This window comes from Niallia sp. M35 (genome assembly GCF_050971705.1).
Lineage (GTDB): Bacteria > Bacillota > Bacilli > Bacillales > Cytobacillaceae > Niallia > Niallia circulans_A.
The window spans coordinates 182,842-196,371 of record NZ_JBPCEP010000006.1; the positions used below are offsets into that span (position 1 = coordinate 182,842).

12 protein-coding genes are annotated in these 13,530 nt (G+C 35.9%); 4 read left to right on the forward strand and 8 right to left on the reverse strand.

All coding sequences use genetic code 11. The features are described 5' to 3' along the window. Positions 1–41 precede the first annotated feature (41 nt). Positions 42–1,796, reverse strand: a complete 1,755-nt coding sequence (locus NiCM35_RS09920; RefSeq protein WP_123260495.1) for a glycoside hydrolase family 35 protein — start codon at positions 1,794–1,796, stop codon at positions 42–44. Positions 1,797–1,829: 33 nt separating this feature from the next. Here NiCM35_RS09920 and NiCM35_RS09925 point away from each other — a divergent pair, with 33 nt between their 5' ends. Continuing rightward, positions 1,830–2,090 carry a hypothetical protein gene (locus tag NiCM35_RS09925; RefSeq protein WP_095329797.1) on the forward strand — a complete coding sequence of 87 codons (261 nt, stop codon included), beginning with the start codon at positions 1,830–1,832 and terminating at the stop codon, positions 2,088–2,090. Between the two features lie 109 nt (positions 2,091–2,199). Here the strand turns inward: NiCM35_RS09925 and NiCM35_RS09930 are convergent, their stop codons facing one another. From NiCM35_RS09930 to NiCM35_RS09950, 5 genes are all read right to left on the reverse strand, one after another. Then, positions 2,200–3,462 (reverse strand): glycoside hydrolase family 27 protein, encoded by a 1,263-nt coding sequence (locus tag NiCM35_RS09930; protein WP_433779352.1) that lies wholly within the window; start codon positions 3,460–3,462, stop codon positions 2,200–2,202. Positions 3,463–3,614: 152 nt separating this feature from the next. Further along, the gene (locus NiCM35_RS09935) at positions 3,615–4,292 is read right to left on the reverse strand and encodes a hypothetical protein (RefSeq protein WP_095329795.1); all 678 of its coding nucleotides are present in this window, start codon (positions 4,290–4,292) and stop codon (positions 3,615–3,617) included. A gap of 14 nt (positions 4,293–4,306) precedes the next feature. Beyond that, positions 4,307–5,176, reverse strand: a complete 870-nt coding sequence (locus NiCM35_RS09940) for a carbohydrate ABC transporter permease (protein ID WP_095329794.1) — start codon at positions 5,174–5,176, stop codon at positions 4,307–4,309. A gap of 1 nt (position 5,177) precedes the next feature. Further along, the gene (locus NiCM35_RS09945; RefSeq protein WP_235850254.1) at positions 5,178–6,110 is read right to left on the reverse strand and encodes a carbohydrate ABC transporter permease; all 933 of its coding nucleotides are present in this window, start codon (positions 6,108–6,110) and stop codon (positions 5,178–5,180) included. Positions 6,111–6,187: 77 nt separating this feature from the next. Continuing rightward, positions 6,188–7,483, reverse strand: coding sequence for an ABC transporter substrate-binding protein (locus NiCM35_RS09950; protein ID WP_095329793.1), 1,296 nt, complete (start codon positions 7,481–7,483; stop codon positions 6,188–6,190). A 330-nt stretch (positions 7,484–7,813) separates the two neighbouring features. Here NiCM35_RS09950 and NiCM35_RS09955 point away from each other — a divergent pair, with 330 nt between their 5' ends. Next, the gene (locus NiCM35_RS09955; protein WP_095329792.1) at positions 7,814–8,734 is read left to right on the forward strand and encodes an ArsR/SmtB family transcription factor; all 921 of its coding nucleotides are present in this window, start codon (positions 7,814–7,816) and stop codon (positions 8,732–8,734) included. A 138-nt stretch (positions 8,735–8,872) separates the two neighbouring features. Here the strand turns inward: NiCM35_RS09955 and NiCM35_RS09960 are convergent, their stop codons facing one another. Next, positions 8,873–10,003, reverse strand: coding sequence for a DUF2264 domain-containing protein (locus NiCM35_RS09960; protein WP_095329791.1), 1,131 nt, complete (start codon positions 10,001–10,003; stop codon positions 8,873–8,875). Between the two features lie 167 nt (positions 10,004–10,170). Between NiCM35_RS09960 and NiCM35_RS09965 the strand changes: the two genes are divergently transcribed. Further along, positions 10,171–11,196, forward strand: coding sequence for a LacI family DNA-binding transcriptional regulator (locus tag NiCM35_RS09965; protein ID WP_433779356.1), 1,026 nt, complete (start codon positions 10,171–10,173; stop codon positions 11,194–11,196). 14 nt (positions 11,197–11,210) lie between these two features. Here the strand turns inward: NiCM35_RS09965 and NiCM35_RS09970 are convergent, their stop codons facing one another. Further along, positions 11,211–12,041 carry a hypothetical protein gene (locus NiCM35_RS09970; RefSeq protein WP_433779357.1) on the reverse strand — a complete coding sequence of 277 codons (831 nt, stop codon included), beginning with the start codon at positions 12,039–12,041 and terminating at the stop codon, positions 11,211–11,213. Positions 12,042–12,328: 287 nt separating this feature from the next. Between NiCM35_RS09970 and NiCM35_RS09975 the strand changes: the two genes are divergently transcribed. Continuing rightward, the gene (locus NiCM35_RS09975; protein ID WP_433779359.1) at positions 12,329–13,483 is read left to right on the forward strand and encodes a glycoside hydrolase family 88 protein; all 1,155 of its coding nucleotides are present in this window, start codon (positions 12,329–12,331) and stop codon (positions 13,481–13,483) included. Positions 13,484–13,530: the final 47 nt, after the last annotated feature.

The following is a 13,530-nucleotide window of genomic DNA, read 5'->3' on the forward strand; positions in this document are numbered from 1 at the left end:
GAACTTTAGTTTTATAAAAAGTCGTTTACTAACATGATCACTTAGTCTTTGCTAAGTTTGGGCAAATCTGTTAATGTAATCGACTCTCCAACCTTACCTTCTGATTCAAAAACAATAATTTCATTAATACCTTGCTTTAAGAGAGGACCTGGAATATAAAGACGCTGCTGGGGTCCTTTTTCCCAGAATCGACCTATATTGAACCCATTGACGGTTATAAAGCCTTTCCCCCATCCTTCTAAATCAATAAATGTATCTCCTATAGTCGAAGCATTAAATGTAAACTGATAGAAAGCTGGCTGCCCGGATTGCCAGGTTGCTTCAAAGTCTAATTTATTCAGATTATCCATGGGTAAAGAATAGATATCCCATTCACTTTGAAAAGCTCCATTAATGATTACCCCATCCCGAATTCCTTTTTCTTGATGATTCATTTTTACGGAATAATTGACTCTCCCCATATTTTCCACTAGAATGCCTAATTGATTTTTTGGTTCTGTTAATTCAAATTCTAATTTCTGTCCTATTTCTAAATCATATTGCGTGGCTATATGGTTCTCATTAATAAAAATTTGTGCTCGATCCATACATTCAATCAAGCGAAAATCTTCAATTGGACGTGCCTTACCAATTTGACTTTGATAATAAATATATCCAGTCCCTTGATTCAACTCCTCCATTGTCAGTGGATAGTTATGATGGAACCTCTTGCTCAAGCTATCAAGGTTATGGAATAAGGATGTTTTAGCCCGTACCTTTAATTCACCATAAGCAATTTTTTCTATTTCTGTTGAAAAACGCACTTCAGGTATAGTGGTAAATTTTGCAATTACTTCTTGAAATTTACGATACTTCGGTGTAATATCGCCCCATTCTGTAAGTAATGCATCATAATCATAACTTGTCACATCTGGCGCCAATTTCTCATAATAATTGGCACCACTTGTAAAGCCAAAGTTTGTCCCCCCATGGAACATATAAATATTCACTGATCCTTCTTCTAAAATATCGGCTAATTCGTGTGCTGATTCCTCTGCATCTGTCGTATGATGAATGACATCTCCCCATGCATCAAACCAACCAATCCAGAATTCCATCACCATTAGTGGTTTTTTTGTGCCATGAAATGCTCTAAGTCGTTTAAAATGTTCCTTCACTTTTGACCCACAGTTAATAGTTGGTAAAGCCGTTTCCGGGATAGAACCATTTTCTAACATATCTCCCCATGGTCCGTCAGAGGTGACGAACGGAACATTTACGCCATGACTCTTCATCATGTCCGCCATTCTCTCCATATAATTTTTATCATTGGCATATCCACCGTATTCATTTTCTACCTGCATCAAAATGATAGGGCCGCCATTTGTAATTTGCAAATCTACAACTTGAGGAAAAAGATGCGCAAAATAACTACTAATTTTCTCCATAAATTTCGGATTCTCAAAACGAACTTTCACACTTGGATCTTTAATCAGCCAGTACGGTAATCCCCCAAATTCCCATTCCGCACAAATATATGGAGCTGGACGAAGAATCACATACAAGCCTAAATCACCAGCTAGTTGAATAAATTTACGTACATCCAATCTTTTTTCAAAATCGTATATTCCTTGATGCGGCTCATGTAAATTCCAAGGAACATAAGTTTCTACCGTATTACAGCCCAATGCTTTTAATTTTTCCAAGCGGTCTAACCAGTACTCTGGAACCACCCGAAAATAATGGATGGCACCTGATATAATTTTGAATGGCTGATTATCTAGATAAAAATCATCCTTTATTTCAAACCTCTTCATTTTTATACACCTCTCTATTTAAGTAGTAAAATATTGTATTTGCCCTTTTGTACTTCTCTATTTCTTTTTGCAAATAGGAGGGAATATCTAAAAACACACAGTGACCAAGATGCAGGAGATGTTTCTTCATGGATTCTCTGCCAAGCAAAAAGTGATTTGATTCTAGTTGATTTTCAATCATCTAGTAAACTGACTTGTGACTGGTGTGGCAGGCATGATAGAGCTGCAGCAATTGCTGTTTGTAGGTTACTTAAAATGGTAGAGTTAATAGGGAATTCAGAAGAACCACCTTAAAAACTATTAACTGGTTTAACAGAGTAAGGCTGTAATTTTGCTAGAAATGCAGACTGTTCAGCAGTTTATAGAATTTAAGATGACAATGATATGCAGACATTCCATGTTGCTACTTTCTAATTAATATTGCCCCGTGAGCATTTACTATTTGTTTTTCCAAGCAGGTATCCTTATTCCCCCATAAATCTCTCACTACTTTATTCGCTCCAATAAATCTATTAGATAGCTCACTAGGAATCTCAAGATTAGAGTCACCCACATTAAAGAGGGCAATATATTCATTATGTTCACTTCGTCCTTCCCAAACGATCCAGTTATCATCTCGATAAGCTTGTCGACGATATGTCAGCGTTCGATACATATCTAGTACTTCTTCATTTGTAAATAAGCTTAGAGTAAAATCATCAATATCCGGCAATGTTCCACCATACATTAATGGGGATTGGAAAATGGTCCATAAGGTCATCAACAAATACTGTTCGTTCTTTGTAAACCTTGTCCAGTTATCTCCCCCTCCTCCATCCACAGCCCGAATCCCAATATGGCCCAATGGCAACATATCGCAATCTGGCCAATTTCCCGGGCGAACATAGGAAACCCACTCAGCTGCTCGATCAAACATTCGATATAACGCATCCCAATGATCCCAGAAATCATCCGTTAATCTCCACATATTGGCGTGATCCTGCAAAAATGTTCCATTTTTCAACTGTGCAGGACCAGGAGATAAAGAAAGAACAATCGGTCGCTTGGTTTTATCAATCGCTTTACGAATTGCTGCAATTTCTTTTTTATGGGCATCATCATATAATCTTGAATAGGCGATATCATCCACTTTAATGAAATCTACACCCCATGAAGCATAAAGCTCTATTAGCGAATCATAGTACAGCTGACCTTCTGGCAAATCAACGTTTACGCCATACATATCCGAATTCCAAGGACAAATATTATTCAACGCAATATCTCTGGCTCGTTTATCCGTTCCTTTAATAGCCGTATTTTGATGAACAGCCTGTCTAGGAATTCCCCGCATGATATGAATGCCAAACTTCAATCCTAATTGATGAATATATTCCCCCAAAGCTTTAAAACCTTGTCCATTACTAGAGGAAGGAAAGCGATTCTCTGCCGGAATTAATCTAGAATAGTCATCCATATTCAAAGGGAAAAATTGATTATATCTAGTCGATTTGGCAGCTGGCTCTGCCCATTGAATATCTACTACAATATACTCCCATCCATATGATTTAAGATGCTTGCTCATAAATAAAGCATGCTCTCTCACTTCTTCTTCTCTAACAGACGCACCATAACAATCCCAGCTGTTCCACCCCATAGGTGGAGTCTTAGCAAAATGTAAAAATGTCATATAATTTTCACCTCAAGAATATTGATAACATTTTCAACAGTATGATAATAACAGAAGAATAAATTAACCACTTCAATATACTCTATGTAAAAAGACCTTGGATATCCCATTTCCGCAGATAAACAGTACTTCTTTCTTGAGATAATTTCTTTCTAAGCTGCTTCTTCTATTTCTCGATTTACAAAGTCTATTACTGGTTTAAAATTTATCATACATAACAGAATAGCTACCGATGCCCCAAACATCAATAAATAGATTGGAAATAGTTTCAATAAAATAAAGGTTCCTATCAAAATTAAAAAATTCAAATTACTTCTTATAGACTTTACTATTGCTAATTTAATAGTTAAGATGGCTGTTTCTTTAATCGTCTGCTTCCAGTTCGCCATTACAATTAGGAAGTTAATCGTAAATGTAATAAGAACTAATAGAAAAAGGATGTTTAACCAAAAAAGTACTTGGAGTCTTGGCAGTTGTGCAGTAATAAAGATATTTCCGACCATAATCCATAAAAAAAACAGCAATATTAAAGACAGCTTCAAAAGTCTTTTATATCCTATTTTTAAATGAATAAAGAAATTCTTCATAACCTTCGGCTCAGTTGTAACATCTTTCAACGTTCTAATAACAGCATAGGTGGAAGGAACGAGAGTCACCGATGAAAGATAAAGGATAGGCAAAGTCCCTAGGCGTATATCCAAAATAAAAATTAATACTGCGAATGGTAAGTTCATGAGCAAAAAGAGCATATTCATTTCAAATAACCAAATAATATAGTTAAAGTAACTAGAGTAATGATAGAGTCTGTATAACCACTCGTCTTTTTTCATAGGTGACTCCTTTCTTATTTCGTTCCACTGCTACCTACACCCAATTTCAATTGGAACAAATATTTCTGACCAAAGAAATACAACAGAATTTGTGGTATTGACAAAAGCAATGATAAACACATAACAAGAGACGTATTAAGTGTACCTGTAGGGTTTGTGGATGCTGATAAATTCGCAGCACCTAAAGCTAAGGTAAATTTACTTGAATCGGAAATATAAATTAATGGGCCCATTACATCTCCCCAAGCATGATTAAAAGTAAAGATGGCAATTGCCGCCAGCGCAGGCATGATGAGGGGCAATACTATTTTCCGATAGATACCAAAATTATTTAATCCGTCCATCTCAGCTGCTTCATAAAGAGAACCAGGAATGGCAGTCATAAATTGTCTTGTAAAGAAAACGTTATATGCTGAAGCAAAAAATTGTGGAATAATTAACGGCCACAACGTATTATATAAACCTAAGTTTCTAAAGATAACAAAAACTGGAATCAGTGTTATTTGAGCAGGAAGCATCATTGTCGCTAACAATAATAGAAAATATTTGTTCTTATGCTTATATTTCATCTGAGCAAATCCGTATGCTACCAATGAACTTGAAAATATCTGCCCGATAATACTTAAAATAACGACAAACATGGTATTTAAGAACCATAACCCTATCGGGCGAGATCCCCCAAATATATTAGAAAATAGTTCTATGAAATTTCTCCAATAAAACTCCTTTGGAAAGAAGGTGAAGTTTTGTATGATGTTTGTCTCCGGAGACGCAAGCGAAATCGAAACCATATATAAAAATGGGGCAAATAATATGAAACCAAAGAAACAAAGTACTAGGTACACCACTATTTTCTTCGGCAAATTTAAATGTCTATCTAACATATTATTTAACCTCCTCTTCGTAGAATACCCACATCTTGGATGATCTTAAGACAATCAAGGAGAGAACCAAAATGATCGCAAATAAGACCCATGCCATCGCGGAAGCATATCCCATTCGATAATAGGAAAATGCATTTTTATAAAGATAAGGAACAATCATGGAGCTGGCGTTATCTGGTCCACCATCTGTTAATAAATACACTTGGGTGAATGTTTGTAAGGATCCAATAATCCCCGTAATTAAATTGAAGAAGATAACTGGTGAAATCAGCGGTATTGTAATCGATCTAAACATTTTCAAACGGCTTGCTCCTTCCATCATTGCCGCTTCATACATTTCGTCCCCAATACTGTTAATGGCGGAAAGCAATAAAACCATCGTACCTCCCACACCCCACAGTGCTAGTAAGACAAATCCATATAGTACAGCTCCTTTTTCAAGTAACCAAGCCGGACCATCAATACCAATGTATCCCAATACTTTATTTAACAATCCATTTGCAGCTAAAATATTGGTAAATAAAATAGAGCTGGCAACGATAGGAACAATTGCAGGTAGATAATATAAGGTTCTAAAGAATCTCATGCCTTTTAATTTAAAGCTAAGTAAATATGCCATACCAAGTGAAACCAATAAGCTTACCGGAACACTCATAAGTGCATAAATGAACGTATTCTTTACACTTAGAAGAAATATTTGGTCTTTAAATAGATTGATATAATTCTCCAGTCCAACAAACTCCATTTTTGTTAGCATATCCCAGTCTGTAAAGCTCATAATAAACGAATAAATCATCGGTCCTACTGTTAATCCAAGAAACCCAATTAACCATGGAGAGATGAAAATAAAGAACCATCTTCTATTCATTTTAACGCGGTGCTCTTTACTAGATATTTTGGACATTGTAGATTCTGCCAATTTCACTTCCATCATTCTGGCCTCCCTCATGAGATATGTGTGAGGATTTCTCCATGAAACCGCTCACACATAGTAGTTATCACTCTACTAACTTAATATTTTGCAACAATATCAGTTAAATTCTTTTGCAGTGTAGAAAGAGTCTCTTCAGGAGTTAAGTTCCCTAGTAGCATTTCTTTAATTTTCGCACGCGCTTCTGTTGTCGCTTCTGAATACCAAGGACCAGTTAATAATTCATCAATCACGACACGTTCTTGGGCAACCGGAATCGCACTTAAATCAATCTCATGACCTTCAACCTTTTGATTTAAGAACTCATCGGAATTTAAGGTTTTTAAGTTTGCAGGACAGTCATACAAACCTTTTCCTACTAATTGTTGCGCTTCCTCACTAGCCATATATTCAATAAACTTCCAAGATGCTTCTTGTTCTTTCTCACTAGATTGAGTAGAAATAGTTAATGCACTACCAGTTGACCAAGATGTTTTTTCTGTTCCAATCGGCATAGGGGCAATTCCGTAATCAAATTTGTCTCCAATTACTTTTGCATTACTATTCATATCCCAGAATCCTGTCATATTCATTCCGACAAGCCCTGCCTGAAAACGGTTAACTTTATCTTCGGCAATTTGATAAGAGACACTCCACTTTTTAAAAGCTTCATCATACGCTTTGATGGTTGCTTGGTTTTCTGCTGAATCAATTACAACTTTGCCATCCTCGATTACAGCTCCGCCATTTGCTCGCAGGAAGTTGCCCCAAATTAATTGATAGTCACCTGCTGTACTTCCCCATTGATCAATTTCACCATCACCATTAGTGTCTTTTGTCAAGGTTTCTGCAGCCTTATAATAATCATCGATTGTCCAATTTTCATTTGGATATTCAATTCCCGCTTCATCAAATAAAACTTTATTGTAGTATAAAAGGGAAGAGCCGCCACGATCTGGTATACCAAAAATTTTATTATCTAATGTATAAAGATCAATAGCACTTCCCCATGTTGCTGCAATATCGATATTTGCTTCTTTAATTTTATCGGTCAAATCTATAAATGCATTTTTGGATGCAAAACCAGAACCGTTTTCTGCTACTTGTGCTACATCCGGTGCTTGTTTACCAGCAATCATGGTCTGTAGCTTTGTATCATAATCATCGGCAACGGTTATCGTTTTTACTTTGATATCAGGATTTTCCTTTTCGAAATTTTCAATTCTTTCTTGGTAAACTCCTTCAAAAGTTTCATCTCCGCCCCAATGCATAAATTCAATTGTCGTTTTGCCGTCGCCTGAGTCTGCATCAGAATTAGCGGCGCCTGCACAGGCAGTAGATAAGAGAGTAGTGGAAGCAAGCAATACTGAAAACCCTAGTTTTTTCCATTTTTTCATTTGTTGAGACCTCCCGATTTTTACTTTTTCTCCTTACTCATACTGAAAGAATAACTTTTTTACTAAAAAAAGTAAGCTAATTATGATTTCGGACTGCAATATATATTTTGATTTAATAATATTGTTTCCGCTTTCATGTTTTTATGATAAGCTTTTACCAATTAAAAGTAAATAGCAAAAATAATAATTTTTTAGTAAAATAATAGGCAAAGATTAACTTTTTCTGACACATTACTTTAAAAGATAACTATTTTTTCTGTATTATCGAATAATCCTTGTGATCGATTAGTCTTACTACTAACTTTTTTTTGGGAGAAGAGGAAAACAAAAATGAAAATAACCTTATCAGAAGAATCGCTGCCCATACTTGAGGCTATCGCTAGCTCTGTTCGCATTAAAATTATTAAACTACTTTCTACCAAACGTATGAATGTTAAGGAATTAGCACACGAGCTTGGTTTGAGTAATCCAGTTGTTGCAAAACATATTAAAATCTTAGAGGAATCCGGTGTGATAAAAACCGAAAAAATCCCTGGGAAGGCTGGTCTACAAAAGCAGTCGATATTAAAAGTCGATTTAATAGAAATTGAATTTCCAAAGAAAATATTTCAGGCTTTCGAATTTTACGAAACCTCTATTCCTATTGGACAATATGTCGATTACCTTATTACCCCTACTTGCGGAATCGCCAGTATAGAACATCTTATCGGGGAGTATGACGAACCTAAATACTTTATGGATACTGATCGATTTAACGCAGCAATATTATGGTTTACAACAGGCTTTCTCGAATATAAAATCATTAATCCTTTAAAGAATACAGATAAATTAGAAATGGTTGATATAAACTTAGAAATCTCCTCTGAATTTCCTGGGGGAAATAATGTCTGGCCATCTGATATAACATTTTCCTTGAATAATGTGGAAATTGGTACGTGGACTAGCCCTGGTGATTTCGTTGACACGAAAGGAAAGTACAATCCAGACTGGTGGTCACCAAAACTTAATCAGTATGGTACGAATTTAAAAATTAGAATTACTGATTATGGAGTTTGGATAAACGGAAAACAGCTTACATGGATTTCTTTTAATCGCCTTGCTCTTGAAAAAAGCGTATGGAGTCTTCGGATAGAAGTCAAAGAAGATGCCGAAAACGTCGGTGGATGCACACTATTCGGTAAAGGCTTCGGAAATTATAATCAGAACATTGATTTTAAGTTTTACTATACAGATAAAGAAGAGCCCTTTTAATTTAGGGTTTGGTTACATACTGAACAATAGACGACTAAAAAGGAGAGGTGAAAACCTCCCCTTAAAAACGTTCATCAAAAAAAAAACGCCAACATTACGAATAATCGTTTACCGTTCGTTTGGACTCACTTTAATCTTCTAAATGCTCTGATCAATCGCACCCTCTTTCCCTTGCCATATTTTTTTACTACTCCATTCTTCATCCTGATCATTCCAAAAAGCGTCTTCTTCAGATAATCCCAGTGGTAAAAACACTGCTGAACAGAGATATAAGCTTCCAATGCCAATATAAGATTCCGCTAATGCAGGTTGATGTCCATATACTCCGGGTAACAACCACCCTTTTTCATCAAAGGTTCCAGGTGCTTGCATTCCTTTTTCCATTATAGCTGTTAACCCACATCTGACTTGAGCAGGAGTGACTGTAGCAGGCAAGGCATGTTGCAATGCTGATTGAGCTAAAGCTTGAAATGCTCCAAATCGATATGTACTAGATCGGCCAATCACAGGATAAGTTCCATCAGGTCCTATCATTCTTTCTTGAATTGCTGCATAACGAATGAATCTTGGCAGCATTTTTTCCCGATAATTTTCCAGCTCTTTACTTTGGTGATAGAATAGATTTAATAAATCTATTGCCATCGGCTGTATAACAAAGCTGTTGTAATAATCCCAATGGAAGACTGGACCATCCCCATAAACGCCATCCCCTACATACCAATCGTCTAATAGTCTAATAGCATAAATTACTCGAAGCAAATCGTATTCCTTCTCTCCTAGAACATATAATGCTCCTTCTACCATGGCAGAAAAAAGATTCCAATTCATATTAGGAGGCATTGTTCTTCTCGTTGACTTTAGTGCTAGAATAATATTTTCTCGCACATACTTTGGAAGCGCGTCTCCAATTTGTTTCGGCGCACGAATAATCGAATGAGCTAAAAAAGCAGCATCAACTAGTGGTTGACCCGGGTCGGTAAAGTTCATGTAGTCCTTAGAGTATGGATTTGTTGCTTTATCTAAACACAGAAGAACCATTTGTCGATATCTCTTTTGCATCTTTCTTTCTGACGATTCCGAGATAGAATCTAACTCAAGCCACGGAGCGATACCAGTCATCGTTCGTCCAAAAGCTTCTAACATTCCATATGATTTACGATCGGGATGAAAATCTGTTGGCAATTCTTGATGTAATTTCTCTTCACTTAATGCCTTAATTACTGGATATGCGATCTTATCCATTGCTTCTAACCATTTTCTTCTCGTCATAAGTAAAACTCTCCATTCCATTAAAAATTTTCTATCATTGATCTGGCTCAGAAATTGATAAAACCAAATCCCTCTCCTTTTTGACTAAATAAACAGGAAACATCGTAGTTTTTTTCCTAAAGTTCAGATATTATTATATTAAAAGAATTACTGAAAGGAATTTACATATGGCCACTATTACAGATATTGCCGAAAAAGCTGGTGTCTCCATTTCTACCGTCTCTCGCGTATTAAATCAGGACAAAAATTTATCCGTAACGGAGGACACAAAACGTAAAATATTTGAAATTGCGGAAGAATTAAACTACACAAAATACAAACAAAAGAAAAAGAAAAGTGCGGAACAAAAAGCAAAGCAAAAAAGCATTGCCATTATACAGTGGCGTATTGGCGAACAAGAGTTAGATGATATTTATTATATGTCTATAAGAATAGGAGCCGAAAGAAAAGCCCAAGAACTTGGCTATTATTTAATGAAATACTCTGATCTAAATGATTCTTTAAGCAATGTTGATGGAGTACTTTGCATCGGAAAATTCGATAAAATTACGATTGATAAGATACTATCAAAAAATGACAATGTGGTTTTTGTCGGCACAAATTTTCCTTTAAACAACTTCGATACTGTTAATAGCGATTTCTCTTATGCTGCCGAATTAGCATTGCAGCATCTGCTCGAACTTGGACATAAAAGAATAGCCTTTATAGGTGCAGAAGAAAGTAATAATTTATATGGCTATCGTACGTACCGCACTCCAGTAACGAACACTTACATAGACATGATGAAACATTTGGGATATTATGACGAAAAATATTTTTTCGTTGCAACAAATACTTACCTATCAGCTGAAACTGGTACAGATCTAGCTAAACAAGCTTTGGCAAAATGGGGGGGAAATCTTCCTACTGCTATCCTCGCTGGTAATGATGCTATGGCTATTGGCATTATGAACGTGTTAACTGCAAATAATATAAAAATACCAGCGGATATCTCTATTATTGGCATCAATGACTTAGCGTTCAGTCAATATACCAATCCTCCCCTTTCAACCGTACGAATTTTCACAGAAGAAATGGGGGAAATCGGTATGGAGACATTGAATCAAAGAATTTCCGCTCCAAAAATAGATCGCAGAATCATATTAACTACTGAATTAATCAAAAGGGCTTCCACCGCTAAACCACGTGAATAAGGAAAATTGCTTCCTTATAATTTATTTATTCCATATACTTCAAATTCGGTCAAAGCAGGAAACGGTGACTCATCCTCTGCTTTGACCAAGTTTGTTAATTGAACATATGTTACCGCTCTCTTTTTAAAATAAAAAAATTGTGGACTTGTGTTTTTCTGCAAGCTGAATGTTTCGCTTGATGCGTCTGAAAATAGCAAGGTAACTTCGGTCCAATAACTATCGTGAGGGAAATCTGCTCTGATTGTTATACCAATCTTATCTACCTCAACCAATCTACCAAAATCAATTGTCAATGTTGCATCAGACTGCCGATTTATTCCCCAAGATTGGTACGGATAGGACCCATGACTATTATTTGCATATATTCCGTTTATTGCATTGCACGCAAAGAATGTTGCATCATTTCTAGTTTCTACATTTGCACTCGCATGAGGATAAGCTCCTGAAAACTCCTTTTGATCATGAGGATTTAATGCCCAATTCTGATATCTTCTAATCTCTTCATTTGTCGCATATCTAACACCTAAATAATGTCTTTTGCTCTTAAAACGATGATCTGGCATTGCCTCTTTTGCCGTTTGCTCCATGTTTATTCTGTACGTCCAGCTATGACTTGGAATAAAGACAATTGTACTATCCAGACTTTCATCTAGCTTAACCATCAAATATTGATTTTTCTGTGCTACAAATATATTAATCTCATCCCCCTCTTCAAATATAAAATCTTGGGAAGCAATATCGCACATAGTATCTCCAGCACTTTCTAAGTTGTGACTTTCCTCTTCATAATCATTCCTCCCCTTTTTTATATTTCCATATTTATCACTGATACTTAATTTAAGCATTACATCCACCTCCATTGATTCTTTTTTGAATTATAATGTTTTTTTAGTATAAACACTACAAAAATCTCTGTTTTTTACTTTTTATCATTACATAAAAAATCCTAATAATCAGATTCAATCAACAATTATCATTGATAAATAAGGGTTCATTTTAAAATCACGCTTTGTTTTTTTTAGTAAAAGTAGTAAACTATCATTATAACAAAATATTTACATTTTCTTATCTTGAGCAAACACCATCTTCTTCCACTTGAAACAAACTCGAATTTTGAAAGGACGTACATTTTATGGACAAATGGATTAAGGAAGCTAGTGCTTTTATCGAAAGGAAAACGACCAAAAATGCAATCGATATTGGTGCATCCTTCCCTCATGCAACAAAGCAGGGTAAGTATGATAAGGAAAGCCCTCAATGGTGGACAGCAGGATTTTGGCCTGGGATTTTGTGGAATGTCTATCACGCGACTAATGAATACGCTTTCAAGAATTTAGCCATTCAGCTTGAGCATAAGATGGATTACTTATTAAATAATCCAAACAAAGTGGATCACGATATAGGATTTATGTGGACACTCACGAGCTTAGCCCGATACCAAATAACTGCTGATGAAACAGCGAAGAATACAGCACTTCTTGCTGCTAATATGCTGCTCGCACGTTTTAATAGTGCTGGTCATTTCTTTAAAGCATGGAACAATTGGCATGGGACTAATGATAATAGTGGCATTGTTATCATTGACAGCATGATGAATATGGGATTGCTTTTCTGGGCATCTGAAGAAACCGGTGATCCTCGCTTTATGGTGGCTGCAAAAGCTCATTGCGATATGGTCTTAAAGCACTTTATTCGGAACGATGGTTCTGTTCATCAAATGGTTAGATTTAATTCTTTAACAGGTGAATTAATAGAAAAACTTGGCGGTCAGGGGTATTCAAAAAATAGTTCATGGTCTCGTGGATGTAGTTGGGCTATATTTGGTTTTGCGATTGCCTATCATTATACGAAAGAAGAACGCTACTTATCTAGTGCAATGAAAGTAACGAACCATTTCGCGTTACACCTGCAACATGACCCTATTCCTCTTTGGAATTTTCGAATTCCTTCCCATACTGATGGAACGAAATATGACTATCGAGATTCCTCTGCTTCTGCAATAGCTGCTTGTGGCACCTTATTAATTTCCCAATATGCACCTTTGGAGGAAAAAAGATTTTACTTAGCTTTCGGAAGGGACTTATTAAAACGACTATACGAACACGCAGCAACAATAGAAGATGATCAAAATCAAGCACTCATTATTCACGGAACAAGTCATTGGCCAGAGAAAAAAAATTTAGATACTGGCTTAATTTACGGAGATTACTTCTTTACGCAAGGTATCTATGCACTCAATGGTATTAACAATAACTTTTGGTTAGGAGATTCTTGGAATGTACTTTAATACAATTTAATTTAATTTAATGCTTAAGCTGTTGAAAGAACAATTTT

What these genes read in the sequence shown, in the direction of transcription:
- NiCM35_RS09920 (WP_123260495.1), bottom strand. Translation starts at nt 1,796, where the DNA reads ATGAAGAGGTTTGAAATAAAGGATGATTTTTATCTAGATAATCAGCCA.
- NiCM35_RS09930 (WP_433779352.1), bottom strand. Translation starts at nt 3,462, where the DNA reads ATGACATTTTTACATTTTGCTAAGACTCCACCTATGGGGTGGAACAGC.
- NiCM35_RS09935 (WP_095329795.1), bottom strand. Translation starts at nt 4,292, where the DNA reads ATGAAAAAAGACGAGTGGTTATACAGACTCTATCATTACTCTAGTTAC.
- NiCM35_RS09940 (WP_095329794.1), bottom strand. Translation starts at nt 5,176, where the DNA reads ATGTTAGATAGACATTTAAATTTGCCGAAGAAAATAGTGGTGTACCTA.
- NiCM35_RS09945 (WP_235850254.1), bottom strand. Translation starts at nt 6,110, where the DNA reads ATGATGGAAGTGAAATTGGCAGAATCTACAATGTCCAAAATATCTAGT.
- NiCM35_RS09950 (WP_095329793.1), bottom strand. Translation starts at nt 7,483, where the DNA reads ATGAAAAAATGGAAAAAACTAGGGTTTTCAGTATTGCTTGCTTCCACT.
- NiCM35_RS09955 (WP_095329792.1), top strand. Translation starts at nt 7,814, where the DNA reads ATGAAAATAACCTTATCAGAAGAATCGCTGCCCATACTTGAGGCTATC.
- NiCM35_RS09960 (WP_095329791.1), bottom strand. Translation starts at nt 10,003, where the DNA reads ATGACGAGAAGAAAATGGTTAGAAGCAATGGATAAGATCGCATATCCA.
- NiCM35_RS09965 (WP_433779356.1), top strand. Translation starts at nt 10,171, where the DNA reads ATGGCCACTATTACAGATATTGCCGAAAAAGCTGGTGTCTCCATTTCT.
- NiCM35_RS09970 (WP_433779357.1), bottom strand. Translation starts at nt 12,041, where the DNA reads ATGCTTAAATTAAGTATCAGTGATAAATATGGAAATATAAAAAAGGGG.
- NiCM35_RS09975 (WP_433779359.1), top strand. Translation starts at nt 12,329, where the DNA reads ATGGACAAATGGATTAAGGAAGCTAGTGCTTTTATCGAAAGGAAAACG.